Here is a 23,222-nt window from a genome sequence, read left to right on the forward strand (position 1 = left end):
GGATTGGATAGAACGAAGTGTACCCATCTCGGCTTAGCAACAGAGGGTATTATCGGTACCGAGTACGAAAATGGTGCTGTAGCGTTCTTTCGGTTGCAGGATGGCTTGCAATTGGCCTTATGGCCTTGGACTAGCATAGCCGCGGACACCGGTCTGCCTGTAGGCGGCGGCACGCCCGGTGCGTTTACCATTGGCCATAACGTGAAGAGTAAGACGGAAGTGGATCAAGTGATGGACTAGGCGGCAAAAGCCGGAGCTGCCATCGTCAAACCGCCGCAACAGACGTTTTATGGCGGTTATGCAGGTTACTTCCGGGATGTTGACGGCCATTTGTGGGAGGTGCGATGCCCGCCCTGTGGGTCAATCGCGGACGATCAGGGAGCATCACCGTTGTGTAATTGATCGACGGCATGGCCATGTTGGTCCATCGCCTTGATAAATCACGGTTCAGTCGGTTATATCACGGTATATCCATTCCCTGTAAATAAAACTCGCCCGTAAGTGTATGTGACGGTGCAGGTCCGCAGGGAACGTCTTCTGGGTCGTAATAAAATACGTCTACTGAAAAGCTGCCCTGAACATCATATAATGTGCCGGCACCGGGAACGGCCATGGTTTCAGTTCGGCTGATGGCCAAGGTTACAGGAACAAATGTCTCGCTATCGGCGTCGGGAATGCAATTTCCCAAATAGGGAATCCCAGTATATTTTATATTGTAATGGTTCATGCTCATTCCGTTTGTTACGAGTTCCACAGTATAGGGAAGGGAAGAAGATTCATCTCCTTTTATGTAGGTCCTGGGATGCCTACTAAAATCAAGAGCCTCACCCATAATTTTAAGGGATAACATGAAGTCTATGCCGCCGACAGCCTGCAACAACAATTTTTCATCGTCACCTGGAGTAAAGGCCACTGTAGCATTGGTCTGGTCAAACATGTACGCATTGCCGTCAAACGTTATTTTCATAAAATAGCCGTCCACAATTGTTATGTTGGAAAAGAGAATGGCGTTGGTGCTTCCGCCGCCGGGTCTTTCGGCTTCTATGGTGGCGGCTACTTGCACGGGGTTATTAGGACTGGGTACTTGTGCAGGAGCGGTATAGGTGGCTCCCAGATTCTGCGATTGCAGGCTGCCCTTATTGCCCTGCGTGGGCGCGGTGGCACCATCCAGCGACCAGCGGGTTACACGCATGGCACTGTACCGGTCTATTTGCAGCAGCTGCTCCATAGAAGGTATGGGGGCGAGTTCCTCCTCCTCTTTCGGGTGTATGGGGGTGAGCGGCACCAGTTCATCGTCATCGCCGCCGGCGGCAGGCTTCAAAAAACCGGTAACGGCTATTTGCCGCGTTTGTTTCACGCCCACCACGGCACTTTCAGGAGCCATCCGCAAATCCATCACCCTGCCGTTTGCCCAATCACTGAAATGGATAGTTTCCACGGTGACGGTTCCCGCCGCTTCGTCGGCAACGGCACGCGTATCGCCCAACCACGTGCCGTCGGCTTGCTGCGTTACAATCCATGCGAACATTGCGGGGATGTTGTCGTATTTTGTCGTAATCTTCACGGGCTTCGCAAAGGTGATGCCTTCGGGCGTTAGCCGAAAACTCTTGCCGGCACCGAGCGGCGCGGTGTTGGTGATTTCCTGAATACCGATGGTCTGCGTGCCGGTCAATGCACCTGCGGGAATTTCAACCTTGATCTCTCCGCCGGGCGACTGCACCGTACCGCCGCCTGTGCCTACGGACTGGCTTATGCTAATGCCACCCGCAATGACTTCGCCCTTGGGCGTAACGGCGGGTGTGAGGTTGGAGAAATCCGGCGGTGCAGGATGGTCGGCGTCTTTGTTGCATGAGATGAGTAACAGTCCCAGCGATGCAACGAATACTATGATCATTCCTAAGTTGCGCTGTTCGAAGCAGTGGTTAGCGCAGCCAGCCCCTAAATTGCTTTTGATTGTTTTGAAAGTTGTCATCGTTATGAAATTCTATGCCGTTGATATCAATATGCCCAGGTCCGTACCGTGCCGTCGGTGTCCAAGCGGCGCACCTGATGCTCGTCCAGAACGAACAGGGTGCCGTCCGGAGCGTAACAGATGTTTTTCGCCTTGCGGAAATTGGCGTATGCGGCGGTTCCGTCGTGGGGTGCTTCCTCGTGACCGGCGCGGTAAGGGGTGCCCCACTTGCCGAAGGACTGTCCAGTCAGCACTGTGAGTTTTGCGGCCTTCTCGTCCAAACGGGTGATTTGCCTCGTTGCCTGGTCGTCCATTATGATGGTGGTCGCCACAATCCTGCCCTTTGCGTCCACTGTGAGCGACCAGATGGCATCCGTATTCTGCCCTACGGGGCTGCGTCCTCCCTTCACATTATAATAAATGCGACGGGCTTGCCCGTCGGGACGAATGCGCCATACACTGCTATGCAAGTCGTGCGGCTTGGCGGTAATGAACCCTCCGCCGGCTACCAGTTCGTTGTGTACCGGATCCCACGCAATATGTTCGAGCGTAATACGCTCCTTTGGGTCTAATGCCTTGTTGCTCCAGCTACGCTCAGCGCTGATGACAGTGAAAATGGCGCCGTCTGGCGAAATGCGGAGTAGTTCTTCGAATTTCTTGTTGCTTACCCAAATGTTGCCAGAGGGGTCTTGCACCGGCATACCGGGATGCTCCAAGCCTTCGGCAACCGTCTGCATGCGCCCGTCTGGAAAGATGCGAACTACTTTCGTCCCTACTCTGTTGGTATTGATTTCTTCTGTAAAAATGGTGAGCAGCGAGCCGTCCGGAGCTATGCTGAATTCGTCGCTTGGATGCACACCGGGATTTGGGCTGCCAATAGGGCGTGACACCAGCGAGGTAATCGCGCCATCGGGCGAAATCTTCCACCAGCCTATACCCTTAACACCACCCTCCGCATCCAGTCCGGCAGAGCCTGCAAGCACCAGGCTGCCGTCCGGCGCAGATTGCAAATGGTACATCTCGCTAAACATCGGACGTTCGGGAGAGAGATAAGGATTCATCGCAACGACTTGCTTGATCGTGCTGTCTTCTGCTGGTTTGAATTTCTTGCCTACCCCAGGGTCGAGCCACCGTACCTGCGGTGGCTGGCTGACTTTCGCGGTGGCTTGCGGTGCGTCATAGGACACGGCTACCGAGGCTAAAACCTTACCGGACATTCCGGAAGAAGAGACCCCGACCGACTTCCCCGAAGAAGCTGAACTTTGCTCTTTTTCAGAAGAACTGCCTTTCTGGTAGGTCTTCGGATCGGTGGCTTTGTCCGCCGCTTGGTCGACCGCTTCTTGGGTTTTCTGCTCCACTTTGCGCTCCACAGCCCTTTCTGCGGACTTCACCACTTTGTCCCCCAGTTTTTTGAGGAACTGCGCCTGCGTAGCGCTGCTACACATCAGGAAAAGCAAAATTATAAAAGCAGCAGGGAACGTTTGCAGGGGCAGAAAATGCCCCATTCCCGTGGTATTACCCCCTCTGGGGTGTTGTTGCTTTCTGGAATTCGCCATTATTTTAAAAATTTTAAATCGTGATGCGTTTTTATGAAACCTTTTATTGATTATCAATGCTTCGCCAGTGTGGTCACGGTATTATTTCTGTCTACGAGAACGAGCAGCAAGCCGCTTGCTATGGCTTCAAAATAGCTGTCAAATACTTCTGTGTCGCCCTGAAAGCGGTTGGTAAACTGTATTTTCCAACTGTTCTGAATGGTGTAGCTGCCTTGGTATTCTACGTGTGAAAACTGCATATCACCAATCATACCGGAAGCTCCCGAGTGGTCGCTTTCGTATTGGTTGCCGGAAAAAAACCGAAATTTATCGGCCACCGCAACGCCCGTAGCGCCTGCATAGCCGCCGTTGGCATAGTAGTAGCTCAATGTGGAGGTATTGCCGGATGACCATGTGCCCGTGAGCAAATCCGATGACAGGGCAAACCGATTGCGCCATTGCATATTGGCCAGTTTGTTCCAGCTGTTGATCTGATCCATATAATCCCAGCTTGAGGAATTGATGTAATTATTTCCAAATTCATTTTCAAAAGCGGATTTGCTGTCTGCAACCACGAGCATATACCGCCCGTTGCCCGTGCCGTAATGCTTTTTAAAGAAAACAAGATGAACCGGCTTGCCCGTTTCATTATCCATAGCGTCTGCGGTTAAGAAAGTGATACTTTCAAAACTCTGGATGCCTCTATCCTGGACGGAGGTAATGTTGGAAAAATGGGGAACCACCAAAATGCTGGCAGCATGATCATTTCCTTCCGCCAAATTGGAATGATACGCATCCGCTTGTTGGTTCGGGTGAAAAATGTAGATTTTCAACTGCCCTTTTGCCACTTCCGTCCAGTTATCTTTTATGTGGCTTACCCAGCCGTCGTCCCATTGGGTAGCCAGCAAGCTGAGGTCAGCATGCTCAAAGCCGTTGGCATCGTCGTCCGGATTAGGGTTATCGTCATCCGCTTTGGAGCACGATGTGGCAAAGAGCATCACAGCTGTGCAAAGCGCCATTGCTGGTTTTAAAACTGCTTGTTTCATTTTTTAATCAATTTTTCCATTACAAAGTTGAGACGTGGATACACACGAAACAATCCCGCGAAAAGTGGAAATTTGAAAGGATAAAATTCCCCCGAAAAGGGGATTGGCGGCAGCGGAGGGTTATCACTATCTTTACAGCATGAAGATATTTATATCTGTCCTTTTTTATATGGCGTTTTATGTTGGCAACTCACAAGATATTGTAAGTGAGAACATTACCGAACGGATAGGACAGATGCGTCTGTTGCCGTTGGATACCGCACAGGTGAACCAAATGCGCAGATTAGGTTTTTCTTTAATGGAAAAAGACAAAAATCTTTCCCGTCGGTTACTCGAAGAGGCATTGGATAAAAGCCTGAAAGTAAAAGAACCGGAAAGCATCATAGACTGCTACCGGCTTTTGGGAATCTGGTATGCAAACTACGGTGATAATGGACGGGCAATGTTGCATTATCAATTATCTTACAAGGTCGCTGAAAAAAATAAAAAGCTGAACCTGATGGCAGGTGTCCTCTATAATATGGGCAACGTGCAATATTGGCGCAGCCGGTACGACAGTTGTATTTATTACTATCAGCAGGCGCAACGCCTCTATGAGACCCCAGGATTTATAAAAAATGCCGGCATAACGCAAAATCAATACGACCGCAGGACTTCGGAGCTGTACCAGAACATCGCAACCGTTTTCGGCACCCTGAGCAATTTTAGGAAAGCCCACGAATATATGGACAAGGCGATTGCCATTGCTCAAAAATATGACAGCCGGGCCGCCCGGGAAAACCTCGCCTTTTTTCAGCAGGAAAAAGCAGGGCTGTATGACGACAGCGGCGAAACAGAGAAAGCCCTGAGGCTGCGGTTGTCCTATCTGCCGGGCATAGAAAGTGCCCAGTTCGACAGACCTTTGGAAAATGCCTACGTTAATATCGCAACCGAGTATTTAGAGCTGAAAAAAACCGACTCGGCCGTGTTTTACGCCGATAAGCATGCCGCGCTCGCCCAAAAGCTTAACGAACCGGAATACACCGCATCCGCTGATTTTTTGCAGGCTAAAATTGCGTACCAAAACAAAAATTATCGGAAAGCGGAAATATATATCGAAAAAGCGAAATCCTATTATGAAAACGTTGAAGATTTATTTGGAAAAAATAAATTCTACGGGCTTATCAAGGATATAGCATTTGCCAACGGGCATTACAGGGATGCCTTTTTGTATGCACAAAAATACGATGAAACAAAAGATAGTCTACAAACCGGCAAACAGGCTATCGAATTCATGGAAAGGGAAATGCGTTACGAAACCGAAAAGAAAGAAACACAGATTAAACTCCAGGAAGCAGAAATCAAACAAAAAAAACTGTTCAATTACATTTTTACCGGCTGCACGTTGGGATTAATACTCATCCTTGTGTTACTGTACCGCAACCACCGCCACCGACAAAAAATACAAAAAGCCAAGATAGAAGAATTAGAATTAGGAAAACAATTAGCCGCTACAGAAGCCATCCTCAAAGGTGAAGAGCAGGAACGAAGCCGCCTGGCAAAAGACCTGCACGACGGACTGGGGGGTATGCTCAGCGGAATAAAATTACAATTAGGAGCGATGAAAGGAAACCTGATACTTACGGAAGAAAACGGTGCACTATTTAACAATGCCCTGAACAAACTGGACCAGTCTATTTCCGAAATGCGCCGTGTGGCGCACAATATGATGCCCGAAGCCCTGATACAACTGGGACTGGAGCAGGCGCTGCAGGACTATTGCAGCAGCATCAGTGCATCCGGTACTTTTACCGTCAACACCGAATTTTACGGCCTTGGACAACGGTTGAGTGCTGCTACCGAAGTAACGGTTTACCGGATTATACAGGAGCTGGTCAATAATGCGGTGAAACATTCAAGCGCCAAAAGCATACTGGTACAGGTGCTGCGCCGCGATCAGTGGCTCAGTATTACGGTAGAAGATAATGGTAGGGGCTTTGATGTCGCGCACTGGCAGGAAAAGCCAACGGCCGGATTGCAGAATATTGAATCGAGAGTGCATTATCTCGGCGGAAACATGGATATTAAATCTGCACCGGGAAAAGGTACGTCGGTATATATAGAATGTAAAATCGAGCACAATGGGTAGGATAAACGTGTTGGTGGCAGACGATCACCCTATGGTACTGGAGGGGATGCGCAGTATGCTTGCTGAAATAGATTTTGTAGCAGTGGCGGGTCTAGCGCAAAATGCCTCTCAGGCATTGGAGCTGATTAAGGCCAATAAGCCTGATATTGTCATTACCGATATCAATATGCCTGAAATAAGTGGCATAGAACTTACGGCAGAAATCGGAAAAGAATATCCGGGGATAAAGGTCATTGCGATGAGTACTTTCAACGAACGCAGCTATATTTCCCAGATGGTGCAGCAGGGTGCATCTGGTTACCTGCTCAAAAGCGCATCGAAAGAGGAAATAGAAACGGCGATCCTTACCGTCAACGCGGGCAGGCTGTATATGAGCTTAGATCTGGATATGAGCAAACAGGAGCAACAGGAAATAAAAAAAATTCCGGTGCTGACCAGCCGCGAAAAAGAAGTACTCTTGTTGATAGCGGAGGGGCTTACTAACCCGCAAATAGCGGAAAGGTTATTTGTAAGCCCCTATACCGTTGATAGTCATAGGAAAAACCTGCTTACAAAATTTGAAGTAAACAACACGGCAGGATTGATTAAGCTTGCTGTAAGGATTGGATTGGTTTAAATAACCGGCCTACCTGCAGGCAGGGTATGCCCGGTGCGTTTACCATTGGCCATAACGTGAACAGTAATACGGAAGTGGATCAAGTGATGACGTTTTATGGCGGTTATGCGGGTTACTTCCGGGATATTGATGGCCATCTATGGGAAATGGTTTGGAACCCTTCTTTATTCGTGGAGGAATAAGATGCCTTGATCGCCGGATTTCAAAGTTTAGCTTCAGATATTTCAAAGTTTTACTTCAGATATTTCAAAGTTTAGATTCGTCACCGGCCCCCGCCAGTCTGGCAAAACCACCTTATTGAAATCATAGAGATTTGGCGTTTTGGGCTGGATTCAGCCCCCCGCCGGATCGTAATAGCTTAGGTACCAATCGATAAATTTCTTTACCCCGGCATCCACGGAGGTTTGAACCTCGTAGCCGAAATCTGCTTTCAATTTGTCGACATTGGCCCACGTCTTTTCCACATCGCCCGCCTGCATGGGCAGGTATTCCCGGATGGCTTTTTTGCCGGTGTGCTTTTCGATGGATTCGATGAAATCCAGCAGCCTGACCGGTTTACTGTTGCCTACATTGTAAAGGGTATACGCCGGTAGTTGCCAATCCGATGTGGCAGCAACGATACGGTTGATGCTATGGGCAACGTCGTCTACGTACGTGAAATCACGGTATAGGTTTCCATGGTTGAAAACCCGGACGGGCTTACCCTTTAGGATGGCGTCCACAAACAGGAACATGGCCATATAGGGCCTGCCCCAGGGGCCGTAAACCGTAAAGAAACGCAAACCGGTTGTTTTCAGTCCATACAGATGGCTGTAGGTATGCGCCATCAATTCGTTGCTGCGCTTGGTGGCTGCATAGAGGCTCACCGGATGGTCCACACGGTCGTCTTCCGAAAAGGGAATCTTATCATTTGCTCCGTAGATGGAAGAGCTGGATGCGTAGATCAGGTGGCCGATGTGATGCTGACGGCAGCACTCCAGCACATTGGCAAAACCAACCAGGTTGGAATGCACGTAGGCCTGCGGATTTTCCAGGGAATACCGAACGCCGACCTGTGCGGCTAAGTGCACCACCAGCTCGAATTTTTCGTGCCGGAAAAGTGCATCCAATTTATCTAAATGGGTGATGTCCAGCAGCTGAAAACGATAGTTCGGGTGGGTTTTGCTGGGTACTAGTTCACCTTCCCATACTTGCTGCCGGTCGATGCCACAAACTGCCAATCGCGCGTATTTCAGGTCGACATCGTAGTAGTTGTCGAGGTTATCCAGTCCAACAACCGTATGGCCTTCGGCCAGCAGCATCTGCACCGCATGAAAACCAATGAAACCCGCTGCCCCGGTTACCAAAATCTTCATCCGGGTGGTTATTATTGGTACCCCAATAGCCGGAGTACCTGTTTGCTGTTCTGTTCTTCGCCGAATACTTCAAAGTTGAACGTCTCATCTCGGTTCCGCCGGATGAGCACATGCTTGGGTGAGGGGAGCAGGCAGTGGTGAATGCCGCCGTATCCACTCAGCACCTCCTGGTAGGCACCGGTGTGGAAGAAACCGAGGTACTGTATTTTGCGGGTTTTGGGCATGAACACGTTGTTCATGTGGGCTTCCTGGTTGTAATAGTCCTGCCCGTCGCACGTAATACCCCCAAGGTTTACGCGTTCATATTCCGAATCCCAGTTGTTGATGGGCAGCAGGATGTATTTTTGATTGAGCGCCCACACATCCGGAAGGTTGGTAATGAAAGAGCCGTCCAGCATCAGCCACTTTTCCCGGTCGTTCTGCTGCTTGCGCCCAAGTACTTTGTACAGGATTCCCGAGGCTTCCGCCACGGTGTATTTACCGAATTCGGTAATGATGTCGGGTTCCATCACCTCATGCTGGGCGCAGATCTGCTTAATCCGGTTGACGATTTCATTGACCATATATTCATAGTCGAAATCATGCACCAGCGAATCTTTGAAGGGCATGCCCCCGCCGATGTCCAGCGTATCGAGGTCAGGGTTTATTTTCTTGAACTTACAGTAAAGCGTGACGTATTTTTCAAGCTCATTCCAATAATAGGGCGTATCGGAAATACCCGAATTGATGAAAAAATGCAGCAGTTTAACCCGAAAGTTGGGGTTGGGTACCACTTTGTTGTTGTAGAAATCCAGAATGTCTTCCAGCCGGATGCCCAGCCGGGAGGTATAGAACTGCGAATCCGGCTGTTCTTCCGCCGCAATCCGGATGCCCAGGTTGCAGGGTTCTTCCAGCTCGACTTCATCGTCGTAGATATTGAATTCCTCCTTGTTGTCAAGTACGGGTATGATGTTCTTATACCCGTCGTGGAGCATGTCCACGATGTATTGTTTGTATTGATAGGTCTTGAACCCGTTACAGATCACGGTAATGTCCTTATTGACAATCCCCTTTTTTTCCAGGGCGTCAATCATGGGCATGTCAAAGGCCGACGAAGTCTCCAGGTGGATGTCGTTTTTCAGGGCTTCCTCTACCACATGGCGGAAATGGGAACTTTTCGTACAGTAACAGTATTTATAGGTACCCCGGTAGTTATGCTTCAAGATGGCGGTCTGGAACAATATCTTTGCCTGCTGGATCTTTTTACTGATGATGGGCAGGTAGGTAAACCGCAGCGGGGTTCCGTAAGTCTCGATCATTTCCATGAGGTTGAGGTCATGGAAATACAGCTCGTCGTCGATGATATCAAATCCATCCTGGGGAAACCCCACGCTTAGGTCAAGAAATTCCTGGTAGCTTTGCATTTTTATTTTCTTCTAAATAACCCCCTGCTTTTCAATGGCAGAAGCGAATTAGACAAACATCCATTTGCATATAAAGGCCTGTTTGTCTAAGTTTGGCAAAGATATGTTTTCGGTGTGAAATCAAACAGTTATCTAAATGTAATTTTATGATTTCGGTACCGGCGAAGGAATTAATGCTTAAATACTTACATGATCAACGCCATACAGCAACAACTTATAGAATATACCAAACAGGCAGTCAGGGAATTATATCAATCAGACGTACCCGATCATCAGATTACATTGCAGGAAACCCGGAAGGAATTTGAAGGGCAGTGGACCATCGTTACCTTTCCATTCACCCGGTTTTCCAAAAAAACACCCGAGTTGACCGGTCAGGAAATCGGAGCTTATCTCGTGCCCCGTATTTCGGCCATTGAGTCGTTCAACGTAATCAAAGGATTCCTCAATATCAGCCTTTCCGATGCCTATTGGGCGGATTTATTTAAAACAGCCATCACGGGGAAAAGTTTTGGCACGTTTGGCCCCAACGGCAGGAAGCTCATGGTGGAATACTCGTCGCCGAATACCAATAAGCCCCTGCACCTCGGCCACATCCGCAATAACTTATTGGGCTATTCGGTAGCCGAAATCCTGAAACGATACGGTTACGAGGTTATAAAAGCCAATTTGGTAAATGACCGCGGTATCCACATCTGTAAGTCTATGCTGGCCTGGCAACGGTGGGGAAACGGAGAAACCCCCGAAAGCAGCAGCCTCAAGGGCGATCACCTGGTGGGCAAATACTACGTGTTGTTCGATAGGGCGTATAAACAAGAGATCGATGCCTTGCGGGCACAGGGCCTGAGCGAGGAAGACGCCAAAAAGCAGGCGCCGATTATCCGCGAAGCCCAGCAGATGCTCCAGCAGTGGGAAGCAGGTGACGAAGCGGTGATCGGATTGTGGAAAATGATGAATGGGTGGGTGTACGCAGGTTTTGAACGAACCTACAACCGGCTTGGTGTGGATTTTGACAAATACTATTACGAGTCCGATACGTACCTGCTCGGCAAGGATATCATTCAGGAAGGGCTGGACAAGGGGGTGTTTTTCCGGAAAGCAGACAACTCGGTCTGGATTGACCTGACGGAAGACGGCCTGGATGAAAAGCTGGTGTTGCGCGGCGATGGAACCTCGGTTTACATCACGCAGGATCTGGGCACAGCTCAGCTGAAGTTTGACGAGTTCGGAATGGAGGAATCCATTTATGTGGTGGGCAACGAGCAGGACTATCATTTCAAAGTGCTCTTTCTGATTTTAAAGAAGCTGGGCAGGTCCTGGGCGGATGGGCTGTTCCACTTATCGTATGGGATGGTCGATTTACCATCGGGCAAGATGAAATCCCGGGAGGGAACCGTGGTGGATGCCGACGACCTGATGGATGAGATGAGGGAAACCGCCAAAAAGCGGACCGAAGAATTAGGCAAAACAGAAGGATTGTCAGATCCGGAAAAGGAGCACCTGTATCACATCATCGGTATGGGCGCCCTGAAGTATTTCCTGCTGAAAGTAGAACCCAAAAAACGGCTGCTGTTTGATCCCAATGAGTCCATCGACTTCCAGGGTCATACCGGCCCGTTTATCCAATATACCCATGCACGTATCAAGTCTGTGCTGGCGAAGGGAAGTTTTTCAGCACATACCCCGCTGCCCGTGCGGGATGAGTTAACGGACAGCGAGCGTGACCTGATCCGGTTACTGGGCGACTATCCGGCCGTGATTGAAGTATCGGCCAAAGAATTCAGCCCGGCACAACTGGCTAATTATTGCTTTGAAGTGGCCAAGCAGTATAATAAATTTTATCACGAGGAATCCATCCTCAAAGCGGAAGTGGAGTCCTTAAAGAATTTCAGGTTGCACCTTTCCGAGGCTACTGCCCGGATCATCGCCGATGGGATGAGTCTGCTGGGTATCGAGGTGCCGGAGCGGATGTAACCTTCTTCGCGTGCTCTGCGGGTAAGCGTGAGCGTCTTTGCAGCTTGGCGTGAAAAACAATCAGCAAATGAACAAATCTAGTATAAATGTTGGCCTTATTGGCTTCGGCATAGGTGGACAGGTGTTCCATGCGCCGATTATTACTTCCGTGGATGGGTTGCGCCTGCATAAGGTCAGTGCCCGGCGTCCGGAGCAGTTGGAAATCCTTCAGCGCCGGTATTCGGATACCCGGATCGTCGACAATGCGGATGCCATCATTCATGCCGACGATATCGACCTGGTGGTGGTGGCTACCTCCAACGACATGCATTATCCTTTTGCGAAAGCGGCTCTTCTGGCGGGAAAGCATGTCGTGGTGGAGAAACCTTTTACCAACACCACCGCGGAGGCGGATGAACTTATTGCATTGGCAAGACAGCAAAACCTCCGGTTGAGTGTGCATCACAATTCCCGGTGGCACAGCGATTACCTGACCGTACAGAAGGTGGCAGCGAGCGGAAGGCTCGGCAGGCTGGTTTCTTTTGAAGCCCGCTTTGACCGTTTCCGTAACGCACTCCGCCCCAATGCCTGGCGTGAGGCCGACCTGCCGGGATCGGGAATTTGGTATGACCTCGGGGCACACCTGGTTGATCAAACCATGCAGCTTTTCGGCCTGCCGCTTGCGGTAAATGCGGATTTGCGGATTCAGCGGCCCGGCGCTGGCGCGGTGGATGATTTTGACGTGATCCTGCATTATCCAAACCAGCTTAAAGCATCGCTGAAAGGATCCATGCTCGTCAAGGAGCCCACGCCGCGCTATGCTCTGTATGGGATGGATGGCGCCTTTGTAAAACCGGGAGTGGATCCGCAGGAAGCGGCATTGAGGGCGGGCCTGTCGCCCAAAGGGGATCCCGATTGGGGCAAAGAACCCCGTGAAATCTGGGGAAAGCTTAATGTATTGGAAAATGGGGAAGATCGCATCGAGTATGTCGAAAGCGAGCGGGGAGACTATCCGGCTTTTTACCGCAATATCTATGACGCGATTGCGAATGGCAAGGAATTAGCCGTTTTGCCCGAACATGCCCGGAATGTCATCTACGTGATTGAGATGGCTGAGAAGAGCTGGGCAGAGCGGCGAACGGTGGATTTACAGTTTTAAGTTGGCGACGGAGGAGAACCCATATGACGCGGTGATCATCGGCGGCGGAGCCTGTGGGCTTATGTGTGCCGTACAGGCGGGATTGCGCGGAAAACGAACCCTAGTATTGGAACGGAATGGGCACCCGGGAGAGAAGATCCGGATTTCCGGTGGCGGACGCTGTAACTATACCAATCTGTATACCGATGTCGGTAATTTTGTTTCGGCCGACCCTTCCTTTGCCGGTCCTGTGTTCGCCGGTTGGACCGTGAATGATACCATACAGTTTTTCGAGCAGCAAGGCATTACAGGAAAAGAAAAAACACTAGGCCAATTATTCCCCGTGAGTAACAACGCAAAGGATGTTGTTGCTGCATTTACGCGTTTGATGCATCGGTATGGCCAGCAACTGCAGACCCATAGCAACGCATTGTCTGTCGACAAACTGGAAACCGGAGAATTTGAGGTAACCTACGAACACAGGGGAGCGACGCATGGGGTGATTACCCCTAAGGTGGTGCTTGCGAGCGGTGGCTTGCCGGTAGCGAAACTGGGTGCCAGCGATTTTGCGCTCCGGATAGCCCGGCAGTTCGGGTTGGATATTGTGCCTACTGCCCCCGCACTGGTTCCGCTGACCATAACAGGCAAAGATGCGGAGTGGTTTGCTGCGCTGTCAGGCAATAGCGTGTACTGCCGGGTGTCCAATGAACGCATCAGCTTTGAAGAAAACATGTTGTTTACCCATTGGGGGCTGAGTGGGCCCGCCATACTGCAAATTTCTTCGTACTGGAGACCGGGAGAAACCTTAGTCCTTGACCTGCTCCCGGCACATTCGCTGGAACAGCTGATCAAGACCGAACGCGCGGCAGGAGGAAAACGGTTGGTGGGGCAGCTTTTAGGTGATTTTTATTCAAAAAGGCTGGTGGAATCGCTGGGCCGTTTTCTTCCCATTCAAACCAAAATTGCCTCGTTGGGTAAGGCAGATGCCAAACGGATTGCAGAAACAATTCATCGGTTTGCGGTTAAGCCAGCGGGGGATAAGGGGTATGACAAAGCAGAGGTGATGCGGGGAGGTATTGCCACGCGGGAATTGGAGCAGACAACGTTGGAAGCGAAGAAAATACCGGGATTATATTTCGGGGGCGAATGCGTAGACATGACCGGATGGCTGGGCGGGTATAATTTCCAATGGGCATGGGCCAGCGGCCACGCCATTGCACAAGCAATTTAATGATATTTTTTTTGGAAGGCTAAAACGGTTTACTATATTTGGGCCGCTGATTAAAAACCTTGCTAATGAAAACTACTGCAAAACTTACTGAGCATAAATATCTATGGGTATTCGGCTTTGTTACGCTGTTATTTCTGTTATGGGGCGTGGCCATTACCATGGGTGACGTATTGAACAAGCATTTCCAGAAAGTGCTGGGGATCTCGAAAGCTGAGTCAGGCTTGGTGCAGTTTTCCATTTTCGGGGCTTATGCCGTAATGGGTATTCCCGCGGGGCTTTTCATGAAGCGGTTTGGTTACAAAAGCGGCGTATTGCTGGGCTTAACGCTCTATGCAATTGGGGCGTTTCTTTTTGTACCCGCGGCAGACGCCGAATCGTTTGGCTTCTTCCGGATTGCACTCTTTGTGCTGGCCTGTGGCCTGGCTACGCTGGAAACCGTCGCACATCCCTTTATTGCGGTACTGGGCGATCAGGCCTCCAGCGACAGGCGGATTAATTTTGCACAATCCTTCAATGGCTTGGGAACGATTATCGGACCTACCTTGGGTAGTTATTTTATCCTGAGCGGGAATATCGGGGCGACTGGCAGCCTTACTTCCGTGAAATTGCTTTACATCGGTATCGGGATTGCCATAACCGTGGTAGCGGTAGCATTCAGCCTGCTGCGTGTGCCGGCCTTGCCTACCGAGCATGTCCATACTTCTGCGGATCAGGTCGTAACGGCAGCACCTAAAAAATCTCTTTTCCAGCATCGTCATTTTATTTGGGCGTTTGTTGCTCAGTTTTTTAATACCGCAGCCCAAGGCGGTACCTGGGCCTTCTTTATTAATTATGGGCACGAAAAGATGGGGCTCAGCGATGAGGTAGCTGGATACTATTTTGCGGTGAGTATGGTGATGATGACAGTCGGAAGGTTCGTCGGCACGTTCCTGATGAAATACATTGCCCCGAACAAATTATTGGCTGTGTTTGCCCTGTGCAACGTGCTGATGTGTCTGATTATTGCCCAAAGTTGGGGGTGGCCGTCGTTTGTGGCGCTGCTGATGCTTAATTTCTTCTTCAGCATTATGTTCCCGACCATTTTCAGCCTTGGCCTCAAGGATTTGGGGCCTCATACGCAGCGTGCATCTTCTTTCATCGTGATGGGGGTAGTCGGAGCGGCTCTCTTCCCATTTGTGATGGGTAAGCTGGCCGATCACGACGTAGCTATGGCTTATTACCTGCCCATCATTTGCTATTTGGTGATTTTTCTGTTCGGCGCGAAGCTGTATAAAACCGGCCCCCGCTTCTGAATTCGTGACTTATTGTTTACCTTTGCAACAAAAAGCAGGCCCGTTCTATCGCCGCGGCAATGGCCGGGGAGGAAAGTCCGGACAACATAGAGCGCCTCGCTTCCTAACGGGAAGGGTCCTGATGCAGATCGGGGTACGGAAAGTGCCACAGAAAACAAACCGCTCCGATTCGTCGGAGCAAGGGTGAAAACGTGGGGTAAGAGCCCACGGCTTTGCATGGTGACATGCATCGCGGTAAACCCCGGGGGTTGAAAGGCCAAATAGGTTGCGGATTGCAGGAAGTTGCTCGCTTCCGTCCCGTCATCAGGCGGGAACCGCAACGGGTAGGCCGATGGAGCCTGACAGCAATGGCAGGCCTAGATAAATGATAGAAGTCCGCCAGCTGGCGGAACACAGAATCCGGCTTATAGGGTTTGCTTTTTTTGTTCTCAATACGCATATCGCAATAGGCTATACGATATAAATATGACCAAAATATTAATCATTGACGACGAACGGGCTATCCGGAGTACACTCCGGGAAATTCTTGAATACGAAGACTATAAAGTGATTGATACCGACAACGGTATTGACGGACTGGCTATTATCAAGAAAGAGGAGATAGACCTTGTTCTCTGCGATATCAAAATGAGTAAGATGGACGGTATGGAGGTGCTTACCGAAGCGTTGGCCTTCAAACCGGATTTGCCTTTTATCATGATATCGGGACACGGTACCATTGAAACGGCTGTCGAAGCCAGTAAAAAGGGTGCCTACGATTTCATTTCGAAACCGCCTGATCTCAATCGATTGCTCATCACTGTGCGCAATGCGCTGGAACGCGGTACATTGGTTACCGAAACCAAAGTGCTGAAACGGAAAGTCAGTAAGACACGTGATATTTTGGGCGATTCCGCTGCCATCCAACGCATTAAGGAAACCATTGAGCGGGTTGCGCCAACAGACGCAAGGGTGTTGGTAACGGGAGCCAATGGTAGCGGTAAGGAACTGGTGGCCCGTTGGCTGCATGAAAAATCGCCCCGGGCAGGTGCTCCGCTGATTGAGGTTAACTGTGCTGCCATTCCGTCCGAGTTGATCGAAAGTGAACTTTTCGGACACGAGAAAGGTTCGTTTACCTCGGCTGTGAAACAGCGCATCGGAAAGTTCGAGCAGGCGCATAACGGAACACTGTTTTTGGATGAGATCGGCGATATGAGCCTTTCTGCCCAGGCGAAGGTGCTGAGGGCGTTGCAGGAAAATAAAATTACCCGGGTAGGCGGGGAGAAAGAAATTACCGTAAATGTACGGGTGATTGCGGCCACCAACAAAGACCTGCTCAAGGAGATTGATGCGGGTAATTTCCGCATGGACCTGTATCATCGGTTGAGCGTGATTATTATCCATGTGCCACCGCTGACGGAACGGAAAGAGGATATCCCTACATTGGCTGAACATTTTTGCGAGGAAGTGTGTAACGAATACAACATGCCGGTAAAGAAAATTACGGCTGAAGCAATGGAGGCCCTGAAAGAATTGCCCTGGACGGGTAATATACGGGAGCTGCGCAACATGGTGGAACGTTTGATTATCCTGAGTGATAAATCAATTACCGACCGCGATGTACGTACATTTGCGAATCCGGGGTTATCCGCTGTAAGGCACGAGGAACCCGTAAAAATGGAAGCGACAGGCACCGCGCCGCACTCCGTCGTAAATAACCAGCCCGACTACGATAATTTTTCCTCTTTTCAGGACTTTAAGGATTATACCGAGAAGGAATATATCAAATACAAATTGGAGAAGAATGGATGGAATGTGTCCAAGACTGCGGATGAGATTGACATCCAGCGGAGCCATTTGTATAGCAAGATAGAAAAATACGGTTTAAAAAGAGAAGCATAGCCCACGATCCGGTCTTATTTGCCATTTTTAGATCGTGGGCCAGCGCAGGATCATTCGTTGAATTTCCTGTGTTGTTTCCGGACAAGTACCACCACGGCTATAATCAGTACGATTCCCCCCAAGACGATATAACCGTACGTCTTCCAGGCGCTTGATGCGGTTTCCGGTTCGCCCTGCTGAACAAGGGTGATGATGTTAAAAAATGCAACTAATAAAGCAACGGTGCTGTGCATGATGGCATATAATTTTCCGTACAATATACAAAAATATAAATGCACAAACAATCGTTATGTTTTTATTATTTTGCTTTTTGACAAAGTATATATCCGTTAGGCGATTTCTGCCATAAATACACCATCGCGGTTGATGGCTTCCCGGTTTTTGAGAATGTTACCCAGATTTATCCGGCCGATTACATACTTGAAATTGTTGGCATAATAACGCTCGCTGATGGACGAAAAACCCAGCGTCTCGATCAGTTGCTCATCGGCATACCGAAGGTAAACCGTGAGGTCCCAATCGGTGCTATAGGTAAGCCCCCCGGCGCCCAGGTGTTTCTTGTATTCGTATCGGTAGCCATAGCGCAAAGCGGCGATATCAGACAAGACCGCCGATCCAGTGGGGTGTCCCCCAGCACCTTTGCCGTAGAAAAACTGTTCGTCAGCAAAGGCTGCTTTCACCTGTACTCCGTTATATTCGTTTTCTACGCCATACAGAATGTTATCAGGCAGCACCAGTTTGGGCAGTACATAGAGGATAACTGCCTTATCGTTAATTTCCCGCGCGGTGGGAATTAGCTTGATCTTGAAATTTTTCTCGCGCGCAAATTGGATATCCTGCGCACCGAGTTTATCGATTCCGATGTTCAGAATGGCATCGGGAGCAATGTATAGGCCATATGCGTGGGAAGCCACAATGGCCAGCTTAAACTTGGCATCGTATCCGCCGACATCCAGTGTGGGGTCGGTTTCGGCAAAACCGAGATCCTGCGCCTGTTTCAGCGCGGTTGAATATGCCAGGTTTTCATTGAATATTTTTGACAGAATGTAGTTGGATGAGCCGTTGAAGATACCGGTTACCGAATGCAGCAGTTCGTTGTCGTAGTACTCTTCGAGGTTCCGGATAATGGGAATGCTGCCGCATACGGCACCTTCGTACAGCAGGCTCGTGCCGTGTTGGTGCTGGATGTCTACCAGTTCCTCCAGGTGGTTGGCAATCATTTTTTTATTGGCCGAAACTACATTTTTCCCCGAGCGGAGCGCAGTAGATACAATTTCGAAGGCTGCCGTGGCGTCGTCTATCAGTTCAACCACGGTATTGACTTCGGGATCATCCAAGATCGATGAAGCATCCGTCGTGAACAATGCTGCGGAGAGTGTCCGTTCTTTTTCGGGATGTTTGATGACAAACCGTTTGATGGCAAGATTGAGATTTTTGGTCTTGATGATATCATGCAGTCCTTGCCCTACTACACCGAATCCGAATATTCCTAAGGTAAGTTTGTTGTTCATGTTTGTTGTTTATACGAAAGGTGGCCCAGGGGAGAATGGGCAGCATTTGTTGTGCCTGCTGCCCACTCAACACCCCGGGTATCACTTGATTTTGTCGAACGCCCGTTGCAGGTCGGCTTTGATGTCATCGACATGCTCGATGCCCACGGCCAACCGTAATTCACCCGGAAACACACCTGCGCTTTTTTGCTCGGCCTCGCTGAGCTGCTGGTGGGTGGTTGCCGATGGGTGGATAATCAGCGTTTTGGTGTCGCCCACATTCGCTAAGTGGCTGATCAACTCCAGGTTGTCGATAAATGCGTTGGCCTTTTCGGCATCGCCTTTTATCTTGAATGATAATACACTGCCAAACCCGTTTTTGAGGTATTTCTGGGCATTCGAATGGTTGGAATGACTTTTCAGTCCGGGGTAACTGACCCGTTCCACCTGTGGGTGGCTTTCGAGCCATTTGGCGATCTCCAGGGCATTGTCCACGTGCCGTTGCACGCGCAGCGACAGGGTTTCCAGCCCCTGCAGCAATAGGAACGCGTTAAAGGGAGACAAGGCCGGTCCGAAATCCCGCAGCCCTTCCACACGGGCGCGTATAATGAATTGGATGTTGCCTAACGGACTGTTTACACCAAACACGTCGCTGAATACCAATCCATGATAGCCTTCGGAAGGCTCACTGAACTGCCTGAATTTGCCGTTGCCCCAATTGTAGTTGCCCGCATCGACAATAACACCGCCAATGCTGTTGCCATGCCCACCGATCCATTTTGTGGCGGCCTGAACCACTACATTGGCGCCATGTTCGATTGGTTTGAAGAGGTAACCCGCAGCACCGAATGTATTGTCTACAATCAAAGGCAGGTCGTATTTTCTGGCAACCGCCGCGATGCGGTCGAAATCTGGAATATTATAACTGGGGTTGCCTATCGTCTCTACGTAGAGTGCTTTGGTTTTTTCGTCAATCAGCGCTTCAAAGCTTTCTGCAGCGTCGTCTTTTGTAAACCGGGCTTCGATTCCCAAACGCTTGAAGGAGACTTTAAATTGGTTATAAGTGCCTCCATACAAGTTTGAGCTGGTTACGAAATTCTCACCGCTTTCCAGGATGTTGGCCAATGCAATGAATTGGGCAGACTGGCCCGACGCAACCGCAAGACCCGCGACACCTCCTTCAAGGGCGGCCACACGTTTTTCGAGTACGTCGGTGGTGGGGTTCATAATGCGCGTATAGATGTTTCCGAATTCCTTCAGTGCGAATAGATTTGCACCGTGTTCGGCACTGTTAAACACAAATGAAGTGGTTTGGTAAATGGGAACTGCACGCGAGCCTGTTGTAGGATCCGCTTCCTGTCCCGCATGTACTTGCAGGGTTTCAAATTTTAGATTTTCGTTAGCCATGATTTATTAGAGTTTAAAATTTGTTTTGAAATGGATTAATCCGGTTCAGCACCAAGAGGGTGCTATGCTAGTTCATTGCCCTTTATAAAGAAGCAAGTTGCCTTCAGACAGCACGCGAAGGAATCAGTCACGACACATTCGGTCGGTACGAATGGAAGGGGTAGGTAAGGACCTGGGTGATCCGGTTTTCGCGGATGCCAACGGGTGAAAATCGATTGTAGGATACGTGTTCATCGTCTTATTAATTTATATGCTCCCAACCTGCACGGGCCGGGACAGGAATTGGCACCTTTTCTGCCGTTTGCGGATGGTTGCCAGTGGGTCGCTGAGCCAGTCTCTCGCCACTTCTTTATAAACCAAGACCTGTAAGAGGAATTGATTTTGCGTGCTTGAAACACACAACGCGTGCAAATATAGTGGGTGTGGTTTGGTTGTGCAAAGTTTTTTTGATTTTTTTAAAAAAAAGCGGCCTCCAATGGAGGCCGCGGAATTTAAGTTTAGAGGGTGTTAGTTATCGTACGAATAGAAGCTCACGCAATTTCGGCAATGGCCATTGGCCGTCATCTACAATTTGCTCCAGCTTATTGATGTGGTAGCGGATTTTGTCGAAGTAAGGCTTAACATTTTCATCGTAAGCGATTGCCTTTTCACGGATATCCTCCAGTACATTGGCTTTTTTGCGCTCCTGGCGCATGGCCTCGGCATCGATGAGGATGGTATTGATGTGATTGGAAATACGCTCAATCAGGTTGGATTGTGAGCTGTAGGCATCTGCCTTAAGCCCGAGTTCCTTCAATCCCTTTACATTGGTAATCAAATCGTTTTGATACTTGAACGCTGCGGGAGCGATGATGCTGTTCACAATTTCACCGATGACGCGGGCCTCGATCTGGATTTTCTTGTAATAGTTCTCCAGCAGGATTTCGTGGCGGGCTTCACTTTCACGCCTGGTCAGAACAGAAAGCCTTTCAAACAAGTCAAGGGATTTTTCGCTGACATATACATCCAGTGCTTTCGGTGTCGTCTTGATGTTGGATAGACCGCGTTTGTGCGCTTCTTCTTCCCACTCCTTGCTGTATCCATTTCCTTCGAAGCGGATGGCTTTGGATTCTTTGATGTATTTACGCACCACATTCAGCAATGCGAGGTCCTTTTTCGTGCCCTTTTTTATTTGTTTGTCGACTTCCGACTTAAATTCGATCAGTTGGTTGGCGACGATGGCGCTGAGTACGGTCATCGGACTGGCACTGTTGGCAGACGAACCTACCGCACGGAATTCGAATTTATTTCCGGTGAATGCGAACGGGGAAGTCCGGTTACGATCCGTATTGTCTAACTGTAATTCCGGTATTTTCGGAATACCATGCCATAACAATGCTTCGTTTTTCACTTTCTTGGCTACCCTTGCTGTTTCCACTTCATCGAGCACGGCATTCAGCTGGCTTCCCAGGAAAATGGAAATGATGGCAGGAGGCGCTTCGTTGGCTCCCAACCGGTGGTCGTTGGCTGCACTGGCAATGGAAGCCCGCAGCAGGTCTGCGTTGTCGTGTACGGCTTTGATGACGTTGACGAAGAACGTCAGGAACATCAGGTTGGTCTTCGGTGTTTTTCCCGGAGAAAGCAGGTTAACGCCCGTGTTGGTGATCATTGACCAGTTGTTGTGCTTGCCGGAACCGTTTATATCTGCATACGGTTTCTCATGAATAAGCACCTTGAATTTGTGGCGCAGTGCTACCTGCTCCATCAGGTTGAGCAGCAACTGATTGTGGTCGATAGCGAGGTTGATTTCCTCAAACATCGGCGCGCATTCAAACTGCGAGGGGGCTACTTCGTTGTGACGGGTTTTCAGGGGAATACCTAATTTAAGTGCTTCCTGCTCCAGATCAACCATAAAGGCTAGAACGCGCTCCGGAATGGCACCGAAATAGTGGTCTTCCAACTGTTGTCCTTTGGCCGACATATGTCCGAATAAGGTCCGTCCGGTCAGCTGCAAATCCGGCCTGGCGTTAAACAGTGCCAAATCGACAAGAAAGTATTCTTGCTCAATACCCAGTGAAGCAAAGACTTTCGTAACGGATTTATCAAAGAAATTAGCAACGTCTACTGCTGCCTTATCCAATGCGTTAAGTGCTTTTAACAAGGGGGCTTTATAATCGAGTGCTTCGCCTGTATAGGAAACGAAGATCGTAGGGATACAGAGTGTCTTGCTGCCGCCCGTTTCATAGATGAAAGCAGGAGAGGAGGGATCCCAACCGGTGTATCCCCGTGCTTCAAACGTGTTGCGGATCCCGCCGCTGGGAAAGCTGGAAGCATCCGGTTCTTGCTGCACCAATGCGCTCGCCGTGAATTTGTCAATGGCAGACCCGTCGGCCAGCGGTTCAAAAAAAGCATCGTGCTTCTCGGCCGTTGCACCTGTAAGCGGCTGGAACCAGTGGGTGTAATGCGTTACGCCATTGCTGATCGCCCAGCTTTTCATGGCCTGCGAAATGTGTTCAGCAAGGTCTAAACTGATTGCTTTTCCTTCATCGATTGTTACGGCCAATTCTTCATAAGCGTTCTTTGGAAGGTATTCCTTCATTTTGGCGGTTGTGAATACATTTTTGCAATAATAGGATGAAGGCTTAATTGTTTCGGAGGTTTGGTGGCGATTTAACCTGGATATAGCGGCCTCTACCGCCTTGAATCTTAATGCTGACATTTAATTTGTTTGTTTATTTGACGTGTTGTTGTGCTTTTTTTAAATTCTGCATCAATATTCGAAAAAAAAAATGACATATCCTTATTTTTTTTGATAAA

Annotated in this window: 18 protein-coding genes, 1 other RNA gene, 1 pseudogene and 1 riboswitch; of the genes and pseudogenes, 11 read left to right on the forward strand and 9 right to left on the reverse strand. The window is 49.5% G+C overall.

All coding sequences use genetic code 11. The annotated features are described in order from the left end of the window. The first annotated feature begins 3 nt into the window (after positions 1–3). Together IEX60_RS15325 and IEX60_RS25155 are read left to right on the forward strand one after the other, a co-directional pair. A complete protein-coding gene (locus IEX60_RS15325) occupies positions 4–240 on the forward strand; it encodes a VOC family protein (protein WP_188752163.1) in 237 nt (78 codons plus the stop codon). 15 nt (positions 241–255) lie between these two features. Then, positions 256–402: pseudogene (locus IEX60_RS25155) on the forward strand (hypothetical protein); the annotation flags it as partial. Between the two features lie 58 nt (positions 403–460). On the opposite strand, the gene IEX60_RS15330 reads toward IEX60_RS25155, so the two are convergent. From IEX60_RS15330 to IEX60_RS15340, 3 genes are all read right to left on the reverse strand, one after another. After that, positions 461–1,894 carry a hypothetical protein gene (locus tag IEX60_RS15330; RefSeq protein ID WP_188752165.1) on the reverse strand — a complete coding sequence of 478 codons (1,434 nt, stop codon included), beginning with the start codon at positions 1,892–1,894 and terminating at the stop codon, positions 461–463. Positions 1,895–1,998: 104 nt separating this feature from the next. Then, a complete protein-coding gene (locus tag IEX60_RS15335; protein ID WP_188752167.1) occupies positions 1,999–2,982 on the reverse strand; it encodes an NHL repeat-containing protein in 984 nt (327 codons plus the stop codon). 578 nt (positions 2,983–3,560) lie between these two features. Then, on the reverse strand, positions 3,561–4,532 hold the full coding sequence (locus IEX60_RS15340) for a hypothetical protein (RefSeq protein WP_188752168.1): 972 nt from the start codon (positions 4,530–4,532) through the stop codon (positions 3,561–3,563). 139 nt (positions 4,533–4,671) lie between these two features. Here IEX60_RS15340 and IEX60_RS15345 point away from each other — a divergent pair, with 139 nt between their 5' ends. From IEX60_RS15345 to IEX60_RS24985, 3 genes are read left to right on the forward strand one after another with little or no spacing between them, the layout of a single operon-like run. Then, positions 4,672–6,660 carry an ATP-binding protein gene (locus IEX60_RS15345; protein WP_188752171.1) on the forward strand — a complete coding sequence of 663 codons (1,989 nt, stop codon included), beginning with the start codon at positions 4,672–4,674 and terminating at the stop codon, positions 6,658–6,660. Continuing rightward, entirely contained in the window at positions 6,653–7,276 is a 624-nt protein-coding gene (locus IEX60_RS15350) for a response regulator (protein WP_188752172.1), read from the forward strand. Before IEX60_RS15345 ends, IEX60_RS15350 begins: the two co-directional genes overlap by 8 nt. Before the next feature lie 56 nt (positions 7,277–7,332). Beyond that, on the forward strand, positions 7,333–7,458 hold the full coding sequence (locus IEX60_RS24985; RefSeq protein WP_262892322.1) for a VOC family protein: 126 nt from the start codon (positions 7,333–7,335) through the stop codon (positions 7,456–7,458). Positions 7,459–7,608: 150 nt separating this feature from the next. On the opposite strand, the gene IEX60_RS15360 is transcribed toward IEX60_RS24985, so the two are convergent. Together IEX60_RS15360 and IEX60_RS15365 are read right to left on the reverse strand one after the other, a co-directional pair. After that, complete coding sequence (locus tag IEX60_RS15360) at positions 7,609–8,631, reverse strand: NAD-dependent epimerase/dehydratase family protein (protein ID WP_188752174.1); 1,023 nt, start codon at positions 8,629–8,631, stop codon at positions 7,609–7,611. 11 nt (positions 8,632–8,642) lie between these two features. Beyond that, the gene (locus IEX60_RS15365) at positions 8,643–10,034 is read right to left on the reverse strand and encodes an arginine decarboxylase (protein ID WP_188752177.1); all 1,392 of its coding nucleotides are present in this window, start codon (positions 10,032–10,034) and stop codon (positions 8,643–8,645) included. 189 nt (positions 10,035–10,223) lie between these two features. Between IEX60_RS15365 and argS the strand changes: the two genes are divergently transcribed. From argS to IEX60_RS15395, 6 genes are all read left to right on the forward strand, one after another. Then, positions 10,224–12,008: an arginine--tRNA ligase gene (argS, locus tag IEX60_RS15370; RefSeq protein ID WP_188752179.1), complete on the forward strand. Its 1,785-nt coding sequence runs from the start codon at positions 10,224–10,226 to the stop codon at positions 12,006–12,008. Between the two features lie 67 nt (positions 12,009–12,075). Continuing rightward, positions 12,076–13,146: a Gfo/Idh/MocA family oxidoreductase gene (locus tag IEX60_RS15375; RefSeq protein ID WP_188752181.1), complete on the forward strand. Its 1,071-nt coding sequence runs from the start codon at positions 12,076–12,078 to the stop codon at positions 13,144–13,146. Position 13,147: 1 nt separating this feature from the next. Next, positions 13,148–14,356 (forward strand): BaiN/RdsA family NAD(P)/FAD-dependent oxidoreductase, encoded by a 1,209-nt coding sequence (locus IEX60_RS15380; RefSeq protein ID WP_262892324.1) that lies wholly within the window; start codon positions 13,148–13,150, stop codon positions 14,354–14,356. Between the two features lie 65 nt (positions 14,357–14,421). Beyond that, positions 14,422–15,648, forward strand: coding sequence for a sugar MFS transporter (locus IEX60_RS15385; protein ID WP_188752183.1), 1,227 nt, complete (start codon positions 14,422–14,424; stop codon positions 15,646–15,648). 32 nt (positions 15,649–15,680) lie between these two features. Next, an RNA gene (gene rnpB / locus IEX60_RS15390) (RNase P RNA component class A) lies at positions 15,681–16,071 on the forward strand. A 42-nt stretch (positions 16,072–16,113) separates the two neighbouring features. Then, positions 16,114–17,529 carry a sigma-54-dependent transcriptional regulator gene (locus IEX60_RS15395; protein WP_188752185.1) on the forward strand — a complete coding sequence of 472 codons (1,416 nt, stop codon included), beginning with the start codon at positions 16,114–16,116 and terminating at the stop codon, positions 17,527–17,529. A gap of 50 nt (positions 17,530–17,579) precedes the next feature. Here IEX60_RS15395 and IEX60_RS15400 read toward each other — a convergent pair whose 3' ends face one another. The 4 genes from IEX60_RS15400 to IEX60_RS15415 all read right to left on the reverse strand — a co-directional run bounded on the left by IEX60_RS15400 (position 17,580) and on the right by IEX60_RS15415 (position 23,124). Further along, complete coding sequence (locus IEX60_RS15400; RefSeq protein WP_188752186.1) at positions 17,580–17,762, reverse strand: hypothetical protein; 183 nt, start codon at positions 17,760–17,762, stop codon at positions 17,580–17,582. A gap of 96 nt (positions 17,763–17,858) precedes the next feature. Further along, positions 17,859–19,040, reverse strand: coding sequence for a homoserine dehydrogenase (locus IEX60_RS15405; protein WP_188752188.1), 1,182 nt, complete (start codon positions 19,038–19,040; stop codon positions 17,859–17,861). A gap of 81 nt (positions 19,041–19,121) precedes the next feature. Then, positions 19,122–20,426: an O-acetylhomoserine aminocarboxypropyltransferase/cysteine synthase family protein gene (locus IEX60_RS15410; protein ID WP_188752190.1), complete on the reverse strand. Its 1,305-nt coding sequence runs from the start codon at positions 20,424–20,426 to the stop codon at positions 19,122–19,124. Between the two features lie 243 nt (positions 20,427–20,669). Then, positions 20,670–20,784: riboswitch (SAM riboswitch) on the reverse strand. A gap of 153 nt (positions 20,785–20,937) precedes the next feature. Further along, the gene (locus tag IEX60_RS15415) at positions 20,938–23,124 is read right to left on the reverse strand and encodes a glutamine synthetase III family protein (protein WP_188752193.1); all 2,187 of its coding nucleotides are present in this window, start codon (positions 23,122–23,124) and stop codon (positions 20,938–20,940) included. Between the last annotated feature and the right edge of the window lie 98 nt (positions 23,125–23,222).

This window comes from Parapedobacter defluvii (assembly GCF_014642075.1).
Classification (GTDB): domain Bacteria; phylum Bacteroidota; class Bacteroidia; order Sphingobacteriales; family Sphingobacteriaceae; genus Parapedobacter; species Parapedobacter defluvii.